This is a genomic window from Pseudoalteromonas sp. BSi20429, from assembly GCF_000238895.1.
Classification (GTDB): domain Bacteria; phylum Pseudomonadota; class Gammaproteobacteria; order Enterobacterales; family Alteromonadaceae; genus Pseudoalteromonas; species Pseudoalteromonas arctica.
Window position 1 is genome coordinate 1 of record NZ_BADV01000005.1, and the last position, 23671, is coordinate 23671.

The 23671-nt window shown below is 38.5% G+C and carries 23 protein-coding genes; 10 read left to right on the forward strand and 13 right to left on the reverse strand.

The genetic code is table 11. The annotated features are described in order from the left end of the window. Positions 1 to 35 precede the first annotated feature (35 nt). The 3 genes from yjjG to P20429_RS18630 all read right to left on the reverse strand — a co-directional run bounded on the left by yjjG (position 36) and on the right by P20429_RS18630 (position 2235). Positions 36 to 710: a pyrimidine 5'-nucleotidase gene (gene yjjG / locus P20429_RS18640; protein ID WP_007579902.1), complete on the reverse strand. Its 675-nt coding sequence runs from the start codon at positions 708 to 710 to the stop codon at positions 36 to 38. A gap of 13 nt (positions 711 to 723) precedes the next feature. Continuing rightward, positions 724 to 1269 carry an inosine/xanthosine triphosphatase gene (yjjX, locus tag P20429_RS18635; RefSeq protein WP_007579903.1) on the reverse strand — a complete coding sequence of 182 codons (546 nt, stop codon included), beginning with the start codon at positions 1267 to 1269 and terminating at the stop codon, positions 724 to 726. 66 nt (positions 1270 to 1335) lie between these two features. Further along, positions 1336 to 2235 carry a phosphoribulokinase gene (locus P20429_RS18630; RefSeq protein ID WP_007579904.1) on the reverse strand — a complete coding sequence of 300 codons (900 nt, stop codon included), beginning with the start codon at positions 2233 to 2235 and terminating at the stop codon, positions 1336 to 1338. Positions 2236 to 2392: 157 nt separating this feature from the next. Between P20429_RS18630 and P20429_RS18625 the strand changes: the two genes are divergently transcribed. Both P20429_RS18625 and P20429_RS18620 read left to right on the forward strand, forming a co-directional pair. Then, positions 2393 to 3268 carry a hypothetical protein gene (locus P20429_RS18625; protein ID WP_007579905.1) on the forward strand — a complete coding sequence of 292 codons (876 nt, stop codon included), beginning with the start codon at positions 2393 to 2395 and terminating at the stop codon, positions 3266 to 3268. Between the two features lie 75 nt (positions 3269 to 3343). After that, on the forward strand, positions 3344 to 3709 hold the full coding sequence (locus P20429_RS18620) for a hypothetical protein (RefSeq protein WP_007579906.1): 366 nt from the start codon (positions 3344 to 3346) through the stop codon (positions 3707 to 3709). 94 nt (positions 3710 to 3803) lie between these two features. Here the strand turns inward: P20429_RS18620 and P20429_RS18615 are convergent, their stop codons facing one another. The 6 genes from P20429_RS18615 to P20429_RS18590 form a co-directional block, all read right to left on the reverse strand. Continuing rightward, entirely contained in the window at positions 3804 to 6377 is a 2574-nt protein-coding gene (locus P20429_RS18615) for a M1 family metallopeptidase (protein ID WP_007579907.1), read from the reverse strand. 148 nt (positions 6378 to 6525) lie between these two features. After that, positions 6526 to 7206, reverse strand: coding sequence for a hypothetical protein (locus P20429_RS18610; protein ID WP_033026184.1), 681 nt, complete (start codon positions 7204 to 7206; stop codon positions 6526 to 6528). A 99-nt stretch (positions 7207 to 7305) separates the two neighbouring features. Continuing rightward, positions 7306 to 7656, reverse strand: a complete 351-nt coding sequence (locus P20429_RS18605) for a DUF2750 domain-containing protein (RefSeq protein WP_007579911.1) — start codon at positions 7654 to 7656, stop codon at positions 7306 to 7308. A gap of 17 nt (positions 7657 to 7673) precedes the next feature. After that, entirely contained in the window at positions 7674 to 8252 is a 579-nt protein-coding gene (locus P20429_RS18600) for a glutathione S-transferase family protein (RefSeq protein WP_007579913.1), read from the reverse strand. A 64-nt stretch (positions 8253 to 8316) separates the two neighbouring features. Beyond that, complete coding sequence (locus P20429_RS18595) at positions 8317 to 8598, reverse strand: peptidylprolyl isomerase (protein WP_002958009.1); 282 nt, start codon at positions 8596 to 8598, stop codon at positions 8317 to 8319. Between the two features lie 86 nt (positions 8599 to 8684). Then, positions 8685 to 9260, reverse strand: coding sequence for a glutathione peroxidase (locus P20429_RS18590; RefSeq protein ID WP_007579915.1), 576 nt, complete (start codon positions 9258 to 9260; stop codon positions 8685 to 8687). A gap of 81 nt (positions 9261 to 9341) precedes the next feature. Here P20429_RS18590 and P20429_RS18585 point away from each other — a divergent pair, with 81 nt between their 5' ends. The 3 genes from P20429_RS18585 (at position 9342) to P20429_RS18575 (ending at position 13126) form a co-directional block, all read left to right on the forward strand. After that, positions 9342 to 9830, forward strand: a complete 489-nt coding sequence (locus P20429_RS18585; RefSeq protein ID WP_007579917.1) for a GNAT family N-acetyltransferase — start codon at positions 9342 to 9344, stop codon at positions 9828 to 9830. 119 nt (positions 9831 to 9949) lie between these two features. After that, positions 9950 to 11944 (forward strand): ATP-binding protein, encoded by a 1995-nt coding sequence (locus P20429_RS18580; RefSeq protein ID WP_033026187.1) that lies wholly within the window; start codon positions 9950 to 9952, stop codon positions 11942 to 11944. A gap of 54 nt (positions 11945 to 11998) precedes the next feature. Beyond that, positions 11999 to 13126 carry a PleD family two-component system response regulator gene (locus P20429_RS18575; protein WP_007579920.1) on the forward strand — a complete coding sequence of 376 codons (1128 nt, stop codon included), beginning with the start codon at positions 11999 to 12001 and terminating at the stop codon, positions 13124 to 13126. A 46-nt stretch (positions 13127 to 13172) separates the two neighbouring features. Here the strand turns inward: P20429_RS18575 and queG are convergent, their stop codons facing one another. The 4 genes from queG to P20429_RS18555 form a co-directional block, all read right to left on the reverse strand. Continuing rightward, complete coding sequence (gene queG, locus P20429_RS18570; RefSeq protein ID WP_007579922.1) at positions 13173 to 14306, reverse strand: tRNA epoxyqueuosine(34) reductase QueG; 1134 nt, start codon at positions 14304 to 14306, stop codon at positions 13173 to 13175. A 66-nt stretch (positions 14307 to 14372) separates the two neighbouring features. Then, entirely contained in the window at positions 14373 to 15593 is a 1221-nt protein-coding gene (locus P20429_RS18565) for a methyl-accepting chemotaxis protein (RefSeq protein WP_007579924.1), read from the reverse strand. A gap of 45 nt (positions 15594 to 15638) precedes the next feature. Continuing rightward, on the reverse strand, positions 15639 to 16343 hold the full coding sequence (locus P20429_RS18560) for a glycerophosphodiester phosphodiesterase family protein (protein ID WP_007579927.1): 705 nt from the start codon (positions 16341 to 16343) through the stop codon (positions 15639 to 15641). Continuing rightward, a complete protein-coding gene (locus P20429_RS18555) occupies positions 16340 to 17206 on the reverse strand; it encodes a DMT family transporter (protein ID WP_007579930.1) in 867 nt (288 codons plus the stop codon). Before P20429_RS18555 ends, P20429_RS18560 begins: the two co-directional genes overlap by 4 nt. A 327-nt stretch (positions 17207 to 17533) precedes the next feature. Between P20429_RS18555 and P20429_RS18550 the strand changes: the two genes are divergently transcribed. From P20429_RS18550 to rlmB, 5 genes are all read left to right on the forward strand, one after another. After that, positions 17534 to 18634 carry a sensor histidine kinase gene (locus tag P20429_RS18550; protein ID WP_007579934.1) on the forward strand — a complete coding sequence of 367 codons (1101 nt, stop codon included), beginning with the start codon at positions 17534 to 17536 and terminating at the stop codon, positions 18632 to 18634. Then, positions 18634 to 19248 (forward strand): DNA-binding response regulator, encoded by a 615-nt coding sequence (locus P20429_RS18545; RefSeq protein WP_007579935.1) that lies wholly within the window; start codon positions 18634 to 18636, stop codon positions 19246 to 19248. Before P20429_RS18550 ends, P20429_RS18545 begins: the two co-directional genes overlap by 1 nt. Positions 19249 to 19346: 98 nt before the next feature. Continuing rightward, positions 19347 to 20081 (forward strand): enoyl-CoA hydratase/isomerase family protein, encoded by a 735-nt coding sequence (locus P20429_RS18540; protein ID WP_007579936.1) that lies wholly within the window; start codon positions 19347 to 19349, stop codon positions 20079 to 20081. A 199-nt stretch (positions 20082 to 20280) separates the two neighbouring features. Then, complete coding sequence (gene rnr / locus P20429_RS18535; RefSeq protein ID WP_007579938.1) at positions 20281 to 22776, forward strand: ribonuclease R; 2496 nt, start codon at positions 20281 to 20283, stop codon at positions 22774 to 22776. After that, the gene (gene rlmB / locus P20429_RS18530; RefSeq protein WP_007378377.1) at positions 22773 to 23516 is read left to right on the forward strand and encodes a 23S rRNA (guanosine(2251)-2'-O)-methyltransferase RlmB; all 744 of its coding nucleotides are present in this window, start codon (positions 22773 to 22775) and stop codon (positions 23514 to 23516) included. Before rnr ends, rlmB begins: the two co-directional genes overlap by 4 nt. Positions 23517 to 23671: the final 155 nt, after the last annotated feature.

Here is a 23671-nt window from a genome sequence, read left to right on the forward strand (position 1 = left end):
TTTTTTTGCGTGAAATTTAATAGCTCTATACTTTATTATAACTCTAAAAGAGCTTGTAACTGATTTAAACTAGCTACGGTATAGGTTGGCTTTATTCCGTCGGCTAATTGCTCACCAGGGTGTTGTAACCAGCAAGTATCAATACCTGCATTGTTGCCGCCAAGTATGTCACTTGCAGCAGTATCACCTACCATAAGTATCTCGCTTTTATCTGGGTTACCCATTAGCTCAAATGTGTGCTCGAAAATCGCTTTATTCGGTTTTGCTATACCAACAAGTTCAGATATAACTAACCATTCAAACATATCTTTTAAGGCAGTATGCTCAAGGCGTACGGTTTGTAAGCGGGCAAATCCGTTAGTAATAATACCTAATCTAGCATTTGGCTTAAGTTTATTTAAAAGCTCAATAGCACCAGGTAATGGCTCGCAAATTTGCGCCATAGAATCTAAAAAAGCATCGTTTAGCTCTTTTGCTGGCACATTAAGTTTTGAAGCCCACTCATTAAAGCGTGTTACTTGTAAGTAATCTGCGCTAATAGTGCCATTTTGATAATCAACCCACAGCTGCTTATTGGTTTTTTGATAATGAATATAATCGTCTTGGCTAAAATCTACGTTGTAAGCTTTAAACATGCGAGTCATGCCCGCTAAAATATCAAACCTAAATAAGGTTTCGTCTGCATCAAACAATACATAGTTGTACTTCATTAAACTTCCTAAATTAATTTGTTTGGCCGTATAGCTCAGGGTGTAAAAAAGGCGCCATAGCTAAAGTGAGTGCTTGTGTATAGGTACTTTCGCGCGTGGCATGATTGTTGGTAAGTAGACCAATAGCGCCACCTTTTTGTTTAACGTTGGTGGTATTAAATGCTTTGTCCATTACATCGCCAAGTTCTTCACCTTTAAGTAATGCATTATAAAGTACTTGGGGTAGAGGAAGGTTGCTGCTACGCCCTACAACTTGATTTAAGGCATTATCAATAACAACGTAAGCAAAGGTTGCTGCACCATAGCTAAATTGCTCTGCACCGCCTTCCATTGCAACGTAATAGTGAGCTTGGTGGTGCTTTTTGCAATAATTAACACGGTTTTGCGCGCCAATACGTGTTTCGTCTTCGCCAATAGGCTGATCGGGCACGCCTGAGGGAGCATTCACACCTTCACAGTCAATGATACATTCTGGAAAATACATAGTAAAAATATGTTTAGCGGCATTTATTTTTACAGGATTTTTAGAACCGACAATAATTTTTAATTGTTGTGACATGCTGATCTCACCTTGAGCAAAATCAGCAGTGTACGTGAGTTAGCTTTAACAAAAAAGAGTCGGTAATCAAATAGGTAAATCGAGTGGTGCTAGGTTTTCCAGTGCACGCTTTTTCAAAATAATATCTTTAATTAATGGGGTAAGCACAAGCTCCATAGCCAAGCCCATTTTACCGCCTGGTACTACAAGTGTATTTATACGAGACATAAAACTGCCTTCGATCATCCGTAAATAATAAGGAAAATCAACATCATCAATACCCCTAAAGCGAATAACTACAAAGCTTTCATCAAGAGATGGAATATCTTTGGCGCTAAATGGATTTGAGGTATCAACAGTAGGCACCCGCTGAAAATTAATATGGGTACGAGAAAACTGCGGGGTAATATGATTTATATAGTCATCCATACTGCGCACAATAGAGCCCATAACCGCTTCGCGAGAATGGCCTCGTTCGGATGTGTCGCGTATTAATTTTTGAATCCACTCAAGGTTAATAATTGGAACCATGCCTATTAATAAATCGACATGCTTTGCTACGTCTACATCTTGATCAACTACGCCGCCGTGTAACCCTTCATAAAACAATATATCAGTATTACTATCAAGGTCTTGCCAAGGAGTAAATGTACCCGGTAATTGATTATATGGGACGGCTTCATCAAAGGTGTGTAAGTATCGGCGTAACTTACCTTGGCCTGTTTCACTATAGTTTTCAAACAACGCTTCTAAAGCACCAAAGTCATTTGCTTCTCGGCCAAAGTAACTAATGTGTTTATTTTCTTGTTGTGCTTCACGTACTTTTTTATCCATTTCAGGGCGAGTGTAACGATGAAAGCTATCTCCTTCGATAAAAGCCGCTTCAATATTAAGGCTACGGAAAATATGTTTAATTGCATTGGTTGTGGTGGTTGTACCCGCACCAGACGAACCCGTAATCGCAATAATAGGATTTTTAGCTGACATGTTAATTCTCTTTTTTAGGACCAGGTTTTATAACCAGACTAAACTTAACATTATTTTAAGCCGTTTGGGTATCTTAAGAGTTGACTGACTTAGCTCAAGTGACGTCATCAGCAAATAACGTTATCATGAGGTGCTTAAAATTAAAACGAGAGAAAGCATGAAACTTATTAAACCATTACTTGGGATATTTTCTATAGCAGCGCTTAGCCCAATTATGGCGCAGGCTAGCATGCCAAAAAGCCAAGTATTACTTGCTGATTTAAATACGCCTTTCGGGGTACAAGTTAGTATAGTGAGTGATAAAAACAGTTATAACAACCAACCGCACTTAACAAGTACAGGTTTATACTTTACTCATGAGGTGATTGCAGATGAGCAAAGCCAAACCGATATTGCTTATTACGATTTAACATCAAAAAAAGTTATTAATATCAGTAACTCTCCCGTAAGCGAATATTCACCAACGGTTATGCCAAGTGGTGATGCAGTATCAGCGATTGTTGTAGAGGCAGATGGTAAGCAAAAACTGTGGCAATACCCACTCAAAAGCGAAGATGCACCAAGTCGTATTTTTGATTGGATTGAACCTGTTGGGTACCATGCATGGGGTGTTCAAAATGATTTAGTAATGTTTATTTTAGGAAAGCCTCATACTCTTCAATATACTTCTGTTGCACAAGCGAAGGGGAAAATAGCTGCCAGTAATATTGGCCGAACGCTTATTTATAACAACTCTACAGCTGCATTTTTATTTAGTTACACTAAAAACGAGCAACATATTTTAGCGAGTTTTAATCCACAGGATAAACAAGTTGAAGACCTACTAAGGTTACCTGCTCAAGTTCAAGATTTTATTTTGAAAGATGATGAAACTATCGCTTATGCTATTAAAAACCGCGTTTATCAGCGTAAACTTGATGGAAGTGATGAAGTATCGCAATGGCTTAATTTAAGCACCTACTGCGAAACAAATATAACAAGAATGAGTTACAACAATGAAAAACTCGCTTTTGTATGTGATATAACGCAGTAAAGCAGACAAATAAATTCAGATTTTATTGTGTGTATGCGTTAATCTAATACGCAAATTAACTAATAGGGATTACACGTGGCTTATAGTGCAGACGAGCTGACAGAACAGCTCATTAAATTACAGTGTAGAAGTAATTTTAAGATTAAAAATATTGCAGAGTACATGTTAGTAAACTCTAAAGAAGCATTTTATACCCACAGCGAAAGCGGCAAGGGTAAAATAGTAATTCGCCCAGCATTTGAGGTGTTTAGCGATGACTTTAGTGATATTGATGGCGTAACTCGTGCGCAAGGCTACTTTCATAGCAGCGAGATGACACGCTTTCCTACACGTATTTTTAAAAGTGCTCAGCCTATTCACTACGGTGTGGCGTTTAAAATAAATTCTGAGCAAGCAGCAAAAGACTTTATTGCTAAGCTAACGATGATTATTGGTAATTAATAAAGCAAAAATATAAACGTAAATATAAACGTAAAAAGCCGCTGAATTTATATTCAGCGGCTTTTGTGTTTTTATAGCTTAATAAACCTAAGGGTTACTTACTTTTTAAGAAGCTATTAACCGATTCAAGTTCACGTGTTTTAAGCGCAATACAATCGTTTGTGCTTTCTTCAAGCTTACTTAATGTACGAGCGTAACCGGCTACATCGGCTACTTTTTCGTTAAAAAAGGTCTTTGTTTTAGCTAAGCTTTCTGCATTACAACTCGCCGTTGTAAAGTACGGTAAGTTAGGAATAAAGAAAGGCGGTAAGCTTGCTGTTACTTTATCGTAGTTACTGAAAACCCAGTCAATAAATAACGCTTGGCGCTCATCTGTATAACTTTGACCTGACAAAATAGTACGCATGTCAGATGCAGTTACTTCATCCGTTAAGCTATAAGCTAATACCGCTTTTTGTAATTCAGGTTTGCCAAAAAAGCCCATTGCAGCAAGCATGTTAGTGCGTACTTGTGGATCTTTCGTTGTTTTAAACGTTGTCATGAATTGATCAAGCAGCGCTTTGTCACCATGAAAAGCAGCAAGAGTTAAGTACGTACCGGCTAAGTAAGGGTCTACTTTTTGTGGATCATTTAAATAAACTTGTGTTTGTTCTTTCGCTTTACTGATTACGTTTTGATCTTCACCATCAAAACCTAAGCGTGATACAACGGCCGCACGAAGTTGTGCAATAGCTCCGTCTTCTCCCGCTTTAGCTTCTAAACCATATTTTTTAGCTGCAGGCGTTACTGCATTACGAATAAATTCAGGCCATAGGTCTTTATTGCTATCGTCTTTAAAAGTACGTTGTTGCGATACTAAGTAACCTAGCGCGGTATTTGCTACGCGAGGGTGGCTATCGCTTACGAACACTTCAAGTGTTTGCATTAACTTAGCAGCAGATATAACACCAGCGTCAAGTAGTGCATCAGTAGCCGATAACAACGCTAAGCGTTCACGGTCACTCAGTACGCTTGGCGCCTTTTTAACAAGTGCGCTAAATTGTGCGTCATCCATTACCCAGCGGTAGTAGCCTAGTGCACCCTGATCTGGATAAATCCATTCTGGCTCAAAGTCTAAGTCTAGCGTTTGGCTTTGTTTATTAAGTAATACATTTGCTGTTTTTACTTTATCGCCAGCACCATATTTAATTGCAACCGGTACATTCCATAACTGCTCTGGCGCATCAACGCCTGCATTTACAAAGCGGCTTTGTGAAATAGTTACTTTGCTACCTTGTTGAGTTACTTTAACTAGTGGGAAAGAAGACTGTTCAATAAACGATTTTAAAACACTCGCTACGTCTTTATTTGATGCTTTACCAAGTGCTTCCCACAAATCTGCCGCTTCAGCATTTTTATATGAAAACTCTTTTAAGTAGCTTTGAATACCTTTTTGAAATGCATCTTCGCCAATCCAGTTTTCAACCATAGCAAGTACTGAGCTGCCTTTACTGTAAGCAAGACCTAAACCATCCATAATGTCAGCTTCGGTTTTAATTGGCTTACGAATAGGCTTGGTGCTTAGGCGTGCATCAAGTGCCATTACGTTGTTTTGTGGCAGGTCTAAGTGCGATTCAAACTCAGGGTTAAGCTGCTTAGTAATTTTTGCAGCCATCCAGCTAGCAAACGCTTCGTTTAACCATAAGTCGTTCCACCATTTCATGGTTACTAAGTTACCGTACCATTGGTGAGCAAGTTCGTGAGCAATAATTGATACATTACGTTGTTTTTTACTGCGTGTTGCGGCAGCTAAATCAACCAATAAAATATCTTCTCTGTAGGTCACTAAGCCTGAGTTTTCCATTGCGCCAAATGGAAACTCTGGTACCGCTACTGAGTCTAGTTTTTTGTAAACGTAAGGGATACCAAAATACGCTTCAAGTGCGCCCAGTACTTTTGGCATATTTTCTTTTGCGTATTGGGCTAAGTGAATTTTACCTTGAGGGGTAATTACACGTCCAGGAATTGGCATGCCTTTAATTTCTAATTCTTCAAACGGGCCAACAGCCATAGCTACTAGGTATGAAGGGATTGGCGGTGTTTTATCAAAAAAGTGTGTGGTCATATCGCCATTAACTGTTGTTTTTAACTCTGGCGTATTTGAATATACTTTTTGTGATGTAGGTGCCGTAATCGTTAACTGAAATGGAATTTTGTAACTTGGCTCATCAAAAACAGGAAATGCACGGCGTGCATCACTCATTTCAAATTGAGTAAATAAGTAAGGAGTGCCTTGGTCTAATGTTTTGTATAAACCAACACTTTGACGGTTATATGGCGCTGAAAAATCAACTTTAAGTGTGTATTTACCTGGTTGAATTTGCTCATCACAGCTAAATTTTACTTTACCTGTTTTAAGCATTTCATTGTTTAAATCACAGTTTTCATCACCAAGCAGTTGCGCCATTTTAACAGCGTAAGCTACGCCATTTAACTCAATGTATTTTGTTGGTTTTAGTACTTCTAGGGAAATCTCAGTCATCCCTGTGAATGTATCTTGGCTCGGGTCGAGTGTTAACGACACCTGTTGTGAACTTGGTTTTGCGAGTTTTTCAATAACGAATTCGTTAGCGTTTGCAGCACCCATTGCCAAAGCAACGCTCACTGTTAAGAGGCTTTTAAGAAACATAGTGATCCCTAGATTGTTGTTGTTAGAAACTACCCTAAATAGGCTTTTTTATGCTCATATAATTAGGGGGTTAGATATCCTAACAGTTTTTTTAAATAGAGTAATTGATTATAACGGTGACTTTAAGGGGAAATAGTAACAAAGTTTGTCAGTGGCTTTCGCGCGTTATAAAACGCTGCCAATGCAGGTGTGAGTTAATAATACGTATTTGTTGGATAACGGTATTTAATAAGTGGGTATCGCTAAACACATCGTATGGATACTCGTTAAAACCCATCAAGTAATTAAAAGCGTCTTTAGAGTTAGCTTGTAGGGCGTATATACGCACTTGTTGCTCAAAGTTAAGACGAAGACTGCTTATTGCTGTTTTCATACCGAGTTGATCTACGTTTGGTATATCACATTTTTGCAGATAACCGGCTCGCTCACCTTCGCCTGAAAACCAAATGCGGACTTTTTCACTGTACCTGCCAGTTTTAGCCGGTAAGTCGAACATTAATCGGTGCTGGTTTTGCGATTTGATGAACGTTATATATTCATTAAATCCAGCATTTATAAGTGCTTGATGTACAGGAACTAAGCGAGGTTTTATTTTACCGTGGGTATGAAAATTAAAGCATAAGACGTTTTTTTCAAGGGACAGATCATCAAGCGTTAAATAACCAATCTCATCGCTATAAGCACCACTATAATATGCAATTAAAGGGAGCCAAAAATGCCAGTGTTTTGGTTGCTCTCGTGCAACTTTAAAATCACCGTATATATATCCATTATAAAGAGTGTGCAGTTCCATGGCTGAAAAGGGCCGGCGACCAAGATGGGTTTTCAACGTAATACCTTGAAAATAATGATGTGTTTTATTTTATACCCAACTAGCAGTAGATGCTAGTCGGGTTTTATCCGCTTTTAGAGTAAAGCGTATAAAGTATTATTCACTCAATGCGCGAGCTAAACCTGTAGGTTCAATTTCTGCACATACTTGGTCGTCATTCCAATTGATACCAACAAGTGCGTTATCTTCATTTAAGTCTTCAACCCATGCATCTAAAAATTCATCAAGGTTGATTTCTACTGGGCTGTAATCTTTCCACTCTTCTTTACACTGTGCTTTAGCTGCTGCTTCACTTTCCCAAAGCAGTAGTACGTCAGTTTCGTCAAATTGGTTAGAATCGCACACTACAAAGCCATTATCTTCTGCACCAAGTGCCCAAATTACTTCGCTAACACGTACTTTTTCTACGAAGTTAACTAGTTGTGATTCAATTTCGATATCGCTCATGTGTTTACCCTTTTAAATTAGTGACGAGGATTGGTGTCTATTGCTGCTTGGCGCTCGTCATATTGCTTATGAAAAGCAACAAGCGCTGAATGCTGACTAAAGTCAGCTAATTCGCGAAAGCAAATCCAATCAAGCAGGCAGTATAAACTGATGTTGAGGTATTCACAGCTTTTAAATTCTTCATCGCTTAAATGGGTATTTAAAAAGCTTAATGTTTGTTCAATACGTTCGTTTTGCAGATTAAAAAATAATTTATCGCTTTTGGTGTCAAATCCAGAACGTTTACATAACACCATTTCTACTAACGAATCGTTACAAGCATTTATAGTCGTAAGTAAGTGCTCTTGAGGCCACGTTAGTTTTGGCTGACCTGTTTTTTCAAGTAAATAACGCAATATAGAATTAGAGTCACTAAGAGTTAAGTCGCCATCTACCAGTATTGGGATTTTTCGAGCTGGATTTTTACTGGCCATAGTAGGGCGATCTTGCTCAGAAAATATATCGAGACTTACAAGCTCTAGTTTGCAGCTGTTTTGTTGTGCCCAAATTCTAATGCGGCGCACGTAAGGTGAAGGTACAGAACCAATTAATTGCATAATTACTCCATAAAAAAGCCGCATAAGCGGCTTTTATCAAATGTTACTTACAGTACAGTTAAATTTATTCTGAACGGCTAGTAACTTCAAGTAAATGATAACCAAATTGAGTTTGCACAGGGCCTTGTACTTGATTAATTGGCGCAGAAAACACAACTTTATCAAACTCTGGAACCATCATACCAGGGCCAAACTCACCAAGAGCACCGCCATCCTGACCTGAAGGACAATTAGAATGTGCTTTTGCTAGTTCAGCAAAGTCTTCGCCTTGCTCAATTTTTGTTTTTAAGTCTAAGCATTGTGCTTCACTGTCTACAAGTATATGTCGTGCGCTTGCTACTGTCATAAAATCTCCCGAGTATAGTGTGGTGTTTTTTTAACCGAATTGAAATATCATTCTAGTTAGTTTCAACTAATTGTACCAGTATAAACTTATTTATCAGAAAACGCAGTTTCAATTGCAGTAATCATTTGCTCTGAATTAGGTGCCACTTTACTGTTAAACCGTAAAACTGTTTTACGATCAGCAGACACTAAGTATTTATAAAAGTTCCAATTTGGAGAGCTAGTTTGCTCATTCAAATATTTAAAAATTGGATTTGCTTCGCTACCACGAACTTTGCTGGTGGCAAACATGGGAAAAGTTACACCATAATTTACAAAGCATACTTTCGCTGTTTCTTTTTCATTGTCTTCTTCTTGAAAAAAGTCATCAGAGGGGAACCCTAATACGACTAAACCTTGCTCTTTGTATTGTTGATATAGCGCTTCAAGGCCTTTAAATTGATATGTAAAACCACAATTACTTGCCGTGTTTACTATTAACAAAGGTTTATTTTTAAATTGGCACAAGTTAATGGATTCTTTTGAGCGAAGCTTTCGTATATCTACATTGGTAAAATCTTGGCAGTCCTGTGTAGAGATTTTATTTATGATTGATGGTGTTTGAGCTTGAAGGGGAGCATTAATAAGTAAAGCCGTTAAACCTATTATAATTATTTTAAGCATTACATTACCTAAACTTTACGATTGTTTGATTGGATAATCATACGCTAATATGGAACAAATTGATCAACCCTCTAATGACCTATGACAATCCGTTTAGCAACTATTAATGATCTTAATGAAATTGTAGCCATTTACAACGAAACTATTGCAGGGCGAATGGTAACTGCAGATACGCAAGAAGTGAGCGTTGACGAAAAGCGTGACTGGTTTAATAGCCACAACGATAAAAGGCCTATTTACGTTTACTGCGAAAATAACCAAGTACTTGCATGGGTAAGTTATAAATCGTTTTATGGGCGCCCAGCTTACGACGGCACAGTAGAAATGAGCATTTACATTACCAGTAAAGCGCAAGGTAAAGGGCTTGGTAAAAAGCTAATGATATTTGCTCAAACACAAGCTAAGCAATTAAATATTAAAGTATTACTCGGCTTTATTTTTAGTCATAACTTACCGAGTGTTAAATTGTTTAAGCATTTTGATTTTGCAATATGGGGTGAGTTGCCAAGCGTTGCCATAATGGATGATAAGGCGTATAGCCTTACTATTTTTGGAAAACATCTGGAATAAATTATTTTTCATAATGTTGTAATATTTTTTTACAAAATAAGACGAAGGGTTTATGCCAATTAAATAAAAATAGTCTACGCTATTAACATATTAAGTTTATTAATTTGAAGTGTAGCTTGATGATTCGAAAAATATTAATTGTTGATAGTAGCAGTGTCATCGCAATGCGTGTGAAAGTGCTTTTAGAATTAATAGGATGTGAAGTCGAATTAATTCATTTCAGCATGCTAGACATGTATACCAATATAGGCGACTACGACTTAGTTGTTGTTGCCCATGGTGTGCCTGTTGATTCTATAAAACCGCTTGTTAGCCAAGTAGCGCAAGAGCGTTTTATGCTGCTTGCTCCAAAAGCAGAAAGTGGTGAGCAACTAACTGCGTTTAGTGAGCTAAATCATGTTGCGCCTGACGCAACCGTGATCTACCCGTTTTTTTCTAATAAAGAAATTACTTCTCTTTTAGAGAGCCTACTAGAATTAGGCTCTAATCATATTTTGCAATTACCCGCTATTTTACTCGTCGATCATGTTCCTGAGCGCCTCGAAAAAATGAAAAACAGCTTGATAGGTGCTCATATCGAGACCCATACAGCAACCACCTCTGCAGAAGCTTTAGAAATTACGAAAGAAAAGCAAATCGATATACTGATAAGTGATTTTGTTTTAGATGACGGAACCGGTTTAGAAATTTTTTCAAACTTAAAAATAATGCAACCACATTGCCGTTGCTTATTATTTACCTCACGTCCCGATCAAGTTTCAATGATTGAAGCTATTCGTCAAGGTGTAGAAGACGTACTTATTAAGCCATTGAACGACAGCTCATTATTACAATCAATACATAAACTGTGGCAAACAGAGCTATTAAAACGCCATAACGCAGAACTCGTCGAAAGGCTACAAGATACAGTTGATGCCCTGATTGAAAAAGACAGCCTACTTCAGGTTATTTATAAGCATACGCCCGATGCAATTATGTTGTTTGAGAAATGCGGTAGAGTGATAGAAGCTAATGATGCTTGTTTAAAACTATTTAACTTACCGTTTAACGAACTAGAAGGTAAATCAGTATTTAGCTTTTTAGATGATGATTCAACGTTAGGTATTAAAAATAAAATTTCGACATTAAATAGTAATCGCCAATTTAGCTGCGACTTACGTTTATCTAAAACTGCAGGGGGATATATACCGTTAGTGGGATCTTTTAATGAAATAGATCACCATGGCGAAATAGCACTTGCCGTAATATTTAAAAATGTAACCCACCTCAAGCAAAAAGAAGATTTACTACTTGAAGCAAAAGATATCCTTGAAGAGCAAGTAAGAGCGCGTACTTCACAACTCGAGCACGCTAAAAACGTCGCTGAGGCTGCAAACTTAAGTAAATCAGAGTTTTTAGCAAACATGTCGCATGAACTTCGAACACCTATGCACTCTATTTTAAGCTTTTCACGTTTTGGTTTAAGCAAGCTAGAAACTGGAGATTTTGCAAAAGAGAAACTCATTAAATACCTATCGCGAATAGAGAGTAGTGGTGAGCGTTTACTGTCGTTACTAAATAATTTACTCGACCTATCTAAGCTAGATGTGGGTAAGTTTCCATTTAATCCTCGTCCATATAATTTAGCGAACATTATAAAAACAAGTATTGATGATGTATCTGGTACGGCAATGGAAAAAGAAATTGAGGTTGTATTTACCGCGCAGCCATTACCTGTAATTGCGCAATGTGATGAAGAGCAAATAAATCAGTTACTTCGAAACGTATTAGGTAATGCACTTAAATTTAGCGAACCCAAAAGTAAAATACGGGTAAATTTAGAGTCAGATAATAAGCTTGCTACTATAGAGGTTACCGATAATGGGGTCGGTATACCAGAAGATGAGCTGGAACATATTTTTACTAAGTTTGTACAAAGCAGCAAAACAAATAGCGGTGCCGGTGGTACCGGATTGGGCCTTGCATTGTGTAGAGAGTTTGTGTCTTTACATCAAGGTGAGATCACTGCACGTAACAACGAAAATGGTGGTGCAACTATATCTATACAGGTGCCATTAGAAATAAATCTAGATGATCATTTGGCTGAAGATCAATTTATACAACACAGTAATTAATTGTTTTTTGGCAAGCCAAGTAACTTTTTTGAGAATTTGAATGGATGATAAATTATGGCCTTAACTAAAATACTTGCCGTTGATGACGAACCCTTTAACCTTGAAATTATTGAGGAAATTTTAGAGGAGCTTGATTTTGAATTACAAGTAGCAACGAGTGGTCCTGAGTGTTTAAACATGGTTGAAGGCTATATGCCTCAGGTTATATTGCTCGACGTAAGTATGCCGCAAATGAACGGCTATGAAGTATGTAAGGCACTTAAAGCAAACCCAAATACAGCACACATTATTGTTATGTTTGTGTCTGCTCGTGGCACAGTTGAAGAGCGCATGGAAGGCTACTCGGTTGGTGCAGAAGACTATATTGTAAAACCCTTTGGCCATGATGAACTTAAGTCAAAGCTTAAAAATTTAAACCAAGTACTTGTTGAAAAACAAAGCCTTGAAAAGCAAGTTGAAGATGCTACATCAACTGCATTTAATGCCATGGCTAACAGCAGTGAAATGGGGCAGATAGTTAACTACGTTGAAAACATAGGCTTTATTAACGACCCTCAAGAGCTAGGTAAAGCGCTTATAGATTGCCTACAATCTTTTGATTTGCAAAGTAATGTTGAGTTTAGAGAGAACGATGAAATTAGTCACTTTGCATTAAGTGGCGTGTGTTCACCTATTGTGGTGGAGCTATTTGAAATGCTTAAAAACAAAGGGCGTTTACATGAATTTTCGCATCGAATTTTAGTTAACTATGAATTGATTAGCTTACTTATTTTAAATATGCCCGATCACGATCCAGATAAACACGGGCGTATACGCGACCACGTATGTTTTATTGTCAGTGTTACCGAGCAGCAGCTACGCGCCATCATGACTAAGAAAATGCTTGAATCACAACAAGCAAAACTTAATGCCGTAGCAAGTACAGTTCACAGTAAGTTTCATGGCTTAATTAGCTTATTGAATGACAACCGTCAAAACAACGAAAAAGTGTTTAAACAGTTACAAGAAGAGCTCGAAGAACGTATCCCATCAATGGGGTTAGATGAAGATCAGGAGGTGTTTATTTATAAAAAAGTAGATGAAACTATCCAAAACTCAGTGGCCAGAGAGGAGTCTGTTAAAAAGGTAAAAGCAGCTTTTGCTGAAATTGAGCAAGACCTGTCATTGCTTTTAAAGAGCTAAATATACTTAATCAAATAATGTTACTTTAAGGCTTACTCCAACTGCATTATGCATCTCTGGGTAAGCCTTTTTCTACGATTCTGATTAACCTAGCCGTTTTACGAATTTGTAATCGTTGTTTATCGTTTTGTTGAGCAAGCGCCCATTCAATATGTTCTAAAACAAGCTCGCTGCATATTTGGCTTTTATCTTGTAAGGCATGAATAATAGCCGGGCTAAACTCTGCATTACCTAAACCGACCGCTATATTACGTAACCAACGTTCGTGACCTATGCGGCGAATAGGGCTGCCTTCGGTATTTTTTAAAAATGTAGGCTCATCCCAAGCAAATAGCTCAAGTAAATCTTTATTTTTTAATTGAGTACGGGGATGAAAGTCATTTTCATCCGTTATTTGTCCATAACGATTCCAAGGGCATACCAACTGGCAATCATCACAACCATAGATACGGTTGCCTAATAAAGTTCGGTATTGTTCGGGTATAGGGCCTTGGTGTTCTATCGTTAAGTACGATATGCATTTACGTGCATCAACAACGTAAGGCTCTACAATTGCACCTGTTGGGCAAAGAGTAATACAAGCAACACATTTTCCGCAGCCTTCAAACGTGTTCTCTGCATCTATTGGTAGGGGTAAATCAATAAATAGCTCGCCTAAAAAAAACCATGATCCTGCTTCTTGATTAATTAATAACGAATGCTTACCGCGCCACCCTAAACCGGCTTTTTCGGCAAGTTGACGCTCAAGTACCGGGGCTGAATCTACAAAGGGCCTAAAGCCATATTCGCCAATTTCTTGCTCTATTTTTTGGCCAAGTTTTTTTAAACGATTACGCATTAATTTATGGTAATCACGACCCAGTGCATAACGACTTATGTATGCTTTTTCTTTATTTTTTAAGGTTTTTGCAAAGCCAGCATCGGGAGGGAGATAATTCATTTTTACGGATATAACACGCTGTGTACCAGGTACTAATTCAGCAGGGCGAGCGCGTTTCATGCCGTGAGCAGCCATATAATCCATCGAGCCGTGGTAGCCAGCATCAAGCCAGCGTTGCAATTGGGCTTCGTGCTTAGATAGGTCAATATCAGTAATACCTACTTCGCTAAAACCAAGCTCTTGCCCCCAGGTTTTTATTTGTAGGGCTAATTTTTCATAGTCTGGGGTAGGGTTGCTCACACACTTCACACACTTAAATTAATAGCTGCGTAATTTACCATATTTCTCTGAGCCCGAAAACGCTTCTTAGCGCACGAAGCGCTTTAACTGTTGTTGGGTCTGTAAGCTTAACTGTTGAGATTGCTCGCTATCGGCTAATGCCGTATCTATTTGCTGTTTAGCTTGCTCACCTAAAGCTACTATTTGCTCTACCGATTGGTGAGTATTAGTTTGAGTGCCCTCAAGCATATGTACAGCACTGGCTATTTGTTGTAGTTGCTGTTGGTTGTGCTCAAACTCACTAAGCATTTTTGTAAAACCCTCACAGGTTGCACTAATTGAGCTTTGTGCATTATTGGAGTGAGTCATTAATTGCTCTGACTCTTTATTTGTTTCATTTACTAGCTCATTCATTTGAGTAATAAAGTCGCTTATTTGCCTAGTTGCGCCACTTACCTTTATTGAAAGTGTGCGTACTTCGTCTGCAACTACGGCAAACCCTCTGCCAGCTTCACCCGCTCTAGCTGCTTCTATTGCGGCGTTAAGGGCTAACAAATTAGTTTGATCAGAAAACTCTTCAACCATTTTTAAAATACTACGAATGTTTTCACTGTTCTCTTTCAGTCCCGCAATTGTATTTGAAAAGCTACCTAGCATATTAGTAATAAGTTTAACCTGCTTTACTAAAGCAGCGAGCTCTGATGCAGATAGTTTTACAAAGTTAAGGTGTTCATTATTAACGTTATGCACGCTATCTGTATTATTTACTATGTTTTGTAAGCTTTGGGTTATTTGCATACTGGCATTAATAATACTGTGGCTTAACTGTATTTGTTGCTCGCTTGATTGCTCAGTATTTTTCATCGATTCAGTGACTTGTATATTACTGTGTGCACTAGCTTGAGCACTGTTATATGTTGTGCTGAGTAACTCACTTAAATGGGCAGTAAATATATTATATTGTGTACTTAAATCTTTAAATTCGTCATACGAAAAGTGAGGAAGTTTTGCTGCTAAATTTGCATCTTGTTGGTTTATTTTTATCAAAGTATCGCGCATAGCAGTAACAGGGCGAACAATTAAAAAACGCATATAAAAAAGAGTAAAAATAAAACCAGATATAATAACAAGCGTAAGCAGCCAAAATAGCCCTGTGCTTTGCTGTTGTTCGCTTAAACTCTGATGCAGCCAAAATAATGTAATTGCTTGGAACAATAATACAAAACTTAAATTACCGATTATTTTACGCGTTAACGTAAAAAAGAATGTTTGCTCTATATAGTTATAAATTTTCATAAAACTACTCATTATGCTTAAGCCCTACGATTCTTATTTTAGTTAGGGAGGTGTAAGTTAGCTTCTTTGTAACGATAACAAGTAAGCTTTGGTTCGCGCTGGGTAATTTGTAAAAATTCCGTCTATGCCATACTCCAGCATTAGCGCTATATCTTGTTCTCTATCGACCGTATAAGCATAAATCTTTAAGCCTCTTTTTTTTGCATCATCGGCAAAAGCCTTATTTATAAAGGTTTTATCTGCATGTACGCTATAAGCGTTTAAATCACTTGCAAACTTTGCATAGTTAATTGGAATAGAAGAAGTAAGGGCGCCTATTTTAAGCCATGGTAGCTTGCTTTTAAGCCACTGTAGTTGATGATGATCAAACGATGATACTAAAATATTTGCTTTCGATATTTTGTTAGCTTCAATATTTTCTTCAAGTTGAGCCACAAACCTTTCTAGTTCAAACGTATGTTTAAGCTCAATATTTAATAAAGATTTATTGTTATTCCAATCAAACAGCTGCTGAAGAGTGGGAATTTTTTCACCATTTCCAGCATCAAGTTTAGAGAGTTCATGTGCCGTAAAGTTACTCACCCTACCTTTACCGCTGGTGGTTCTATCGAGCCATGAGTCGTGTATTACCATGTAATCATCGATGGAACTTTGAATATCTACTTCAATACCATCAACACCTACTTTTAACGCTTCTAAAATAGCGCTTTTGGTGTTTTCAGGAAAATCCCCACTGGCACCACGGTGTGCAAATACTTTCATTGTCGAGCCTTTTTAGTGATTGACCACGTTTCAAAACAAGCGGCACTAACAATAAGTGCTCCACCAACTAACGTCATAACAGTAGGACGTTCATGAATAATTACTATAGCCAGTATGGTGCCATAAAGTGGTTGCAAGCAAGAAATTAACCCTGCGGTTGCCGCTGATAAATGCTTTAAACTTGCTGCAAATAATGAATGAGGTGTAGCCGTAAAAATAACACCCGCTATGGCAATTAAAATTAGGTCGTGATTACTAACCTCATATACCGGCACTTCTATAAATGCGCACAGCATAATGCTTGCCACTAAGGTTTGATAAAACATAGTTTGCGGGCCACCATATTGGCTAAAGTAGCGCTTATGGGTAATGTTTCTGATTGAAAAAAACAATGCCGATATAACACCTGTTATTACACCTAAGGTTACATCGTCGCCTAAGTTTGCACTTGGTACTAATAAGTAAATACCTAAAACAACCACCGCTGCACTTATTATATCTTTTGCTTTTGGCCTGCTTTTATTAAATAAGGGTTCTAAAAACACCGTCATTACGGGATAGCTAAAAAATGCCAGCATTCCAATAGTTATACCGGCCATTTGCATACCAGCAAAATAGGTAACCCAGTGAATACCCACCGCAACACCTAAAAATAATGCAATAAGGTAGTCTTTAGGCTTGTTTAGTTTAATTTGTTTTTTCTGAAAATACAGCATGGCTAAAATAGCCATTCCTGCAATTGCTGTTCTGTAAACGGTAATATCTAAAGCATTTAAACCAATAAGCTTGGCAAATAGAGCGGTTCCGCCAAAAAGTAATACCGCTATGTGCAAATAAATTAAACTTTGCTGCTGAGATTGCATTTAGTTTCCTTGTTGTACTTTTTGAACATATTAACATTGCTTAAAAATTCTTAAGATGAATTTTTTTATCGCATGACAAATGTCACAAAAGTTGATGACACTTCACACTCTTATTATTTTTGTACGCTGGCATAGTTACCTTACTCAACAGGGGATAATTATGAATTCTTTAATTTTAATCAGCTTAACTATTAATGAAGTGCTAGAGGCGTTAAGTTTTACGATTACGTACGCAGATTGCTTTATGCTGGCATGCATTTTTATGTTATTTATATTTATTAATAAAAATAGTCCTATAAGTAAAAATAATATGCCTGAGGTATTAGTATGAGCTCGCTTAACTCCTTTTCTCAACAAAGTGATAAAGGTTTTTGGAAATATGGGCATTTAATTTTTACAGGCTTTTATTTACTCCCACTAATAATTAATTTTGCGAGCTTTACTGCTAACCAAATAACGATGTCTTTAGCCTTTTATGTTGCTTTTATTCTTCTATATGTAAAAGCAATAAACTGTAAAAGTGCAGGGGTGACCAAGTTGTTTGTAGCCATGCTATTAATTTGTTTTTGCGCCACGTTTTACACCACAGGTACTCCTACTTTATTTGGCTTTGCAGCGTACGTAGCAGGCTATGCATACAGTTACCATCAAAGAATTTATGCTGCACTCGCGATTATATCTATGGTTTTATTAAGCGCATATATTGGTGATATAGGGAAGGTGCAATACTTTTTAGCCGTTGCTTTGATTTTATGTGCAGCCTTATTTAGTTACGGTATTGCAGCTAAAAGAGAGAGCCTGTACAAAAAACGTGAGCAAGAAAACGCTAACCAATTAGAGCAATTAGCAGCAATTGCTGAGCGTGAACGGATAGCCCGCGACTTGCACGATATTTTAGGTCACTCATTGTCATCTATTGCTTTAAAAGCTGAGCTTGCCAATAAATTAAACCAAGGCGAGCGTTACGCTCAAGCAAATAGCGAAATTGCACAAGTGGCCGATCTGGCAAGGCAGTTACTCAGTGATGTAAGAAGCGCCGTTAGTGATTTAAAACAGCTTAACCTTGTTAGCCAAGTAGCACAGTTAAAACAAAGATTAATAGAACAAGACTTTAACGTTTCATTTAATGTAGTTTTAAATACTCTACCCGCTAAAGTAGAGGGCATCGCAGGCCTTATAATTAAAGAAGCCGTTACCAATTTGCTACGTCATAGCAGCACAAAAAATTGCGAAATAAATATAGAACAAACAGCGCAGCAGCTACTCATTACCGTTATTGATCGTGCACCGTGCTCTACATTAAATTCGGGCAATGGCCTAAATGGTATTAAAGAGCGAGCAGAGCAACTAAATGGCAGTGCAGCATTTACCTGTGGCGATAATTTTACTTTAACAGTAGTGCTGCCAATTACAGCTAAGGATTTATAATGATCAGAGTGTATTTAGTGGAAGATCAAGCGCTTGTGCGCGACGCAGTAGCAGCATTGTTAGGGCTTGATTTTAATATTGAGATTATTGGGCAAGCAAGTAACGGGCAAGATGCACTCAATGCAATTGAAGCGCTTGATAGTGATTTACATCCCGATATAATTTTAACTGATATAGAAATGCCGACCATGAATGGTATAGAGCTTAGCGAAAAAATAGCCGCTAAGTTCCCTGCTATAAAAATGGTTATTATGACCACATTTTCTCGTGCAGGTTATATTAGGCGAGCGCTTACGGCAGGTGTTAAAGGTTTTATTTTAAAAGAAGCACCCAGTGAAGAGCTAATAAATGCGCTTAAAAAAGTAATGCAGGGGCAAAAAGTGATAGACCCAGAGCTTGCTATTAATGCATTGGACGACGCAGATCCACTTACCGATAAAGAACGCAAAGCACTTAAACTTGCAAGCGACGGCCTTAAAACAAGCGACATAGCCAGGCAGTTATTTATAAGCGAAGGTACTACACGTAATTATTTATCAGACGCTATTGCTAAGCTAAACGCCACTAACCGTATAGATGCTGCGCGTATAGCTAAACAAAAAGGATGGCTTTAAATAGTGGGTTTATAAATTATAAGCAAAGTATTACTATGATATGTAAAAGTAACGAACAGCGTTTAAAACTAGCTTAAAAAGCGTTAAAAGAGGGTTTAATGGCAAATCTAATAGAACTAACAACTAAAAATAACACCGCTATACTCACCATGAATACCGCTGAAAACCGTCACAATCCAGCGTTTTTGGCCGAGTTTAATTTACACCTTGACCACATTGAAGCAGATCAAAATATTAAATCAGTTATTTTAACGTCCTCGAGTGACAAAAACTGGTCATTGGGTGTCGACCTTCAATGGATGTCCAATCCAAGTATTTTACCTGCAGCTATTTCTGACTTTATGATTCAAATAAGTGACTTGTTTAAGCGCATAGTTACTTTTCCTATGCCTATTATTGCTGCGTTAAACGGGCATACCTATGGCAATGGTTCGGTGCTTGCGTGTGCGTGCGATTTTAGATTTATGAAGTCAGATAAAGGCTTCTTTTGTTTTCCTGAAGTGGACGTAATGGTGCCGTTTGTACCGTCGATGTTTCCTATAATTAATAAAGCTATTTCGCAAACATTCTTTAATCGTTTAGCTATGTCAGGAGAGCGTGTTGGTGCACAGCAGTTGCTAGACAATAAAGTGGTTGAAGCTGTGTTTGCAAATAACGACGAACTACAAGCGGGTGCACTTGAGTTTGCCCAGCAGTTTAATAAAAACCGCTGGATTTACGCTCAAAATAAATCACAAATGAATAAGCAGATTTTACTTACGATGAAAGAAGAAGACCCAAGCTTTATTGATAATATAAGCAAACTGCTGTGGGAAAATCTACAAAAAAAATAGTATAAGTTTTAGTATTGCTACTAGATGAAAACACTTTGCAGTTAAGGGGTCGTTAAGCCCCATTGCGCTAGATTTTTAAACTATACAGCAAGATAAACAGCAAGGTAAAAGTGCTTTCTTAAAAGTTTAATCGCTTTTACCTGTCTCATTATAACTATATGGGTTAAAATACCTACATAACCAACTAACAAGATAGTGAATGTCAAACCAAGATCCAAATCTCAGTCGAGAACAAGAAAAGTACGAAAACCCAGTCCCTAGTCGTGAGTTTATACTTACTCACCTTCAAGAGCGTTCAAAACCTGCTAACTACGCGCAATTATGTGAAGAACTAGCAGTAAACGATGACGAACGCCAAATAGCATTTAAACGCCGCCTTCGCGCTATGGAGCGTGACGGACAGCTGTATTTTAATAAATTTAAATGCTATGCCCTAATTGACGAAGCCGGTTTAACCAAAGGCAAAGTAATAGGCCACAGAGACGGTTTTGGCTTTTTAGAAGTTGAAGGCGAGAGTAAAGATTGGTTTATTGCTAAGCACCAAATGAATATGGTGTTACATGGCGACATTGTACTAGCTAAAGGCACTAAACGTGGCTCTGGCTCAAAATGCGATGCACGTATTATAAAAGTGCTTACTAACGAGCGCGCGCCAATTGTTGGCCGTTACTTTGTAGAGCATGGTGTTGCCGTTGTGGTAGCTGAAGACCCGCGCATAACGCAAGATATAATGATTTTACCAGGCAACGAAAACGGTGCCCGCCATAACCAAATGGTGCAGGTTAAAATCACTCAAAATCCAAGCCGTAACATGAACGCGGTAGGTAAAATTATTGATGTACTTGGTGAGCATTTAGCCCCAGGTATGGAAATTGAAGTCGCACTGCGCAATCACGATATCCCACATGTATGGCCAGAAGAAGTTGAAGCACAAGTTGCTCACCTAGGTGAGTTTGTTGAAGACGCTGACAAAAAAGGCCGCGTAGATTTACGTGACTTACCACTTGTAACCATTGATGGCGAAGACGCTCGCGACTTTGATGACGCCGTGTACTGTGAACCTAAAAAATCGGGTGGCTGGCGCTTATGGGTTGCCATTGCCGATGTATCGCATTACGTAGGAATGAACACGCCGCTTAACAAAGAAGCAATTTTGCGTGGTAACTCAGTGTATTTTCCTGAGCAAGTAATTCCGATGCTACCAAAAGTGCTTTCTAACGGATTATGTTCGCTTAATCCAAAAGTAGATCGCTTATGTATGGTTGCCGAAATGACCGTATCGAGCGCGGGTAAACTTTCGGGCTATAAGTTTTACGAAGCGATAATGAACTCGCATGCACGTTTAACTTACACCAAAGTAAATGCCATTTTACAAAACGACGAAAAACTACGCGAAGAATACTCAGCCGTAGTGCCACATTTAACTGACTTACAGCAAATGTATATGGCACTTAAAGCTGCACGCCAAGACCGTGGTGCCATTGAGTTTGAAACCCTAGAAACACGTTTTGTATTTAACGCTCAGCGTAAAATAGAATCAATAGTGCCTGTTATTCGTAACGATGCGCACAAACTAATTGAAGAATGTATGATTTTAGCCAACGTATCGGCGGCTAAAATTCTTGAAAAGCACGAAGCAAGCGCGCTTTATCGTGTGCATGACGAACCAGACAGCGAAAAACTAGGTAACTTTACTAAGTTTTTAGGCGAGTTAGGTATCGAAAGCACATTAAGCGACGAGCCAACACCAAAAGAAATAACCCAAGTATTAGCGCGACTAGGTGACCGCCCAGAAGCCGAGCTTATTCAAACTATGCTACTGCGTTCAATGAAACAAGCTGTATATCAGCCAGATAACATTGGTCACTTTGGTTTAGCGTTATCGGCTTATGCGCACTTTACATCGCCAATACGTCGTTACCCAGATTTAGTAGTACATCGTGCTATTAAAGCAGTTATAAAAGCACAAGGTCAGCAAACGTCTGGCGAATACGCTTATACCGACGACGAAGTTGATCAACTTGGTGAGCAGTGTTCTACCACAGAGCGCCGCGCCGATGATGCAACTCGCGAAGTAGCGGATTGGCTTAAATGTGAGTTTATGCAAGATCACGTAGGTGACGAGTTTGACGGTGTTATTTCATCGGTCACTAACTTTGGTTTGTTTATTCGTTTAGACGATTTACAAATTGATGGGCTTATTCATGTTACTAATTTAGGCGACGAGTTTTTTGCGCATGATGCTGCAAAACACACCCTAATAGGTGAGCACTCTCACAAAGTTTATCGCCTTGGCGATAAAGTAACAGTAAAAGTTGCGTCGGTTAGTTTAGACGATCGCCGTATCAACTTAACGCTTAAAGGCGATGTTGCACAAGACAGATACTCACGTCGTCGTGCGCCAAAAAAAGGTTCAGGTAAATCTGAGCATGCGCCAGCAAGTGTGCGTTCGCAATTAAAAGCAGGCAAAGTACCGGGTAAAAAGTCGCACAGCGATGACAAACCAAAAGGTAAAAAAAAGCCAGCAAATAAAGATAAAGGCAAGCCTGCAAATAAGTCTGCAACTAAACCCGCAGATAAAAAAGCAGCAGACACTGCCGTAAAGAAAAAGCCTAAGAAGAAGGCAGTTAAAAAGCCTAAAAGAGCTGGCAAAAATGCCCGTAAAAGTACTAGCCCAGGAGCAGATAATACGTGAGTAATGAATTAATTTTTGGCTTTCACTCTGTTGAAGCAATTTTAGAAAGCGAGCCAGAGCGCTTTGTAGAAATTTACGCCCTTAAAGGTCGTGACGACAAACGCTCAACTCCGATTATTGATGAAGCACGTAAGTTTGGTATTTCAGTACAGTTTATGCAGCGTAAAGCCCTTGATAGCAAATCAAAGGGTGAGCAGCATCAAGGTATTATTGCCAACGTAAAAGCAGCGCCAACGTTTAACGAAAAAGATCTTGATGCGATCATCGCTCGTGAAGACACACCGTTTTTACTTGTGCTTGATGGTATTACCGATCCGCATAACTTAGGCGCATGTCTACGTAGTGCTGACGCTGCAGGTGTTCACGCTATAATTGTACCTAAAGATCGCTCTGCCAAGCTTAACGGCACAGCACGTAAAGTAGCTTGTGGCGCAGCCGAAACAGTACCGCTTATTCAAGTGACTAACCTTGCACGTACGCTTCGCGAAATTAAAGATGCAGGCGTATGGGTTGTAGGTACTGCTGGCGAAACTGATAACCACGTATTTGATGCAAGCTTAACGGGCCCAATGGCGATTGTTATGGGCGCAGAAGGCGAGGGCATGCGACGCCTAACGCGTGAGCATTGCGATATGCTCGTTAAAATCCCAATGGCGGGTACTGTTTCAAGCTTAAACGTATCGGTAGCCACGGGTATTTGTTTGTTTGAAGTATTGCGCCAACGTAACGCAAATAACTAATACCTAATAAATAATACCTAATTTAAATTAAGTATTAAAAAGCCGAGATTGAAATTCAATCTCGGCTTTTTTGTGTCTGTAATTTACGCTTTTAACTTTGCACCAATTGTACTGAATTGATGCTCTATCATAGCGATAGGAAAATAACCCTATAG

Excerpts from the sequence above, each read along its gene's own strand:
- yjjG (WP_007579902.1), bottom strand. The coding sequence starts at position 710 with ATGAAGTACAACTATGTATTGTTTGATGCAGACGAAACCTTATTTAGG.
- yjjX (WP_007579903.1), bottom strand. The coding sequence starts at position 1,269 with ATGTCACAACAATTAAAAATTATTGTCGGTTCTAAAAATCCTGTAAAA.
- P20429_RS18630 (WP_007579904.1), bottom strand. The coding sequence starts at position 2,235 with ATGTCAGCTAAAAATCCTATTATTGCGATTACGGGTTCGTCTGGTGCG.
- P20429_RS18625 (WP_007579905.1), top strand. The coding sequence starts at position 2,393 with ATGAAACTTATTAAACCATTACTTGGGATATTTTCTATAGCAGCGCTT.
- P20429_RS18615 (WP_007579907.1), bottom strand. The coding sequence starts at position 6,377 with ATGTTTCTTAAAAGCCTCTTAACAGTGAGCGTTGCTTTGGCAATGGGT.
- P20429_RS18605 (WP_007579911.1), bottom strand. The coding sequence starts at position 7,656 with ATGAGCGATATCGAAATTGAATCACAACTAGTTAACTTCGTAGAAAAA.
- P20429_RS18600 (WP_007579913.1), bottom strand. The coding sequence starts at position 8,252 with ATGCAATTAATTGGTTCTGTACCTTCACCTTACGTGCGCCGCATTAGA.
- P20429_RS18595 (WP_002958009.1), bottom strand. The coding sequence starts at position 8,598 with ATGACAGTAGCAAGCGCACGACATATACTTGTAGACAGTGAAGCACAA.
- P20429_RS18590 (WP_007579915.1), bottom strand. The coding sequence starts at position 9,260 with ATGCTTAAAATAATTATAATAGGTTTAACGGCTTTACTTATTAATGCT.
- P20429_RS18585 (WP_007579917.1), top strand. The coding sequence starts at position 9,342 with ATGACAATCCGTTTAGCAACTATTAATGATCTTAATGAAATTGTAGCC.
- P20429_RS18580 (WP_033026187.1), top strand. The coding sequence starts at position 9,950 with ATGATTCGAAAAATATTAATTGTTGATAGTAGCAGTGTCATCGCAATG.
- P20429_RS18575 (WP_007579920.1), top strand. The coding sequence starts at position 11,999 with ATGGCCTTAACTAAAATACTTGCCGTTGATGACGAACCCTTTAACCTT.
- P20429_RS18565 (WP_007579924.1), bottom strand. The coding sequence starts at position 15,593 with ATGAGTAGTTTTATGAAAATTTATAACTATATAGAGCAAACATTCTTT.
- P20429_RS18560 (WP_007579927.1), bottom strand. The coding sequence starts at position 16,343 with ATGAAAGTATTTGCACACCGTGGTGCCAGTGGGGATTTTCCTGAAAAC.
- P20429_RS18555 (WP_007579930.1), bottom strand. The coding sequence starts at position 17,206 with ATGCAATCTCAGCAGCAAAGTTTAATTTATTTGCACATAGCGGTATTA.
- P20429_RS18550 (WP_007579934.1), top strand. The coding sequence starts at position 17,534 with ATGAGCTCGCTTAACTCCTTTTCTCAACAAAGTGATAAAGGTTTTTGG.
- P20429_RS18545 (WP_007579935.1), top strand. The coding sequence starts at position 18,634 with ATGATCAGAGTGTATTTAGTGGAAGATCAAGCGCTTGTGCGCGACGCA.
- P20429_RS18540 (WP_007579936.1), top strand. The coding sequence starts at position 19,347 with ATGGCAAATCTAATAGAACTAACAACTAAAAATAACACCGCTATACTC.
- rnr (WP_007579938.1), top strand. The coding sequence starts at position 20,281 with ATGTCAAACCAAGATCCAAATCTCAGTCGAGAACAAGAAAAGTACGAA.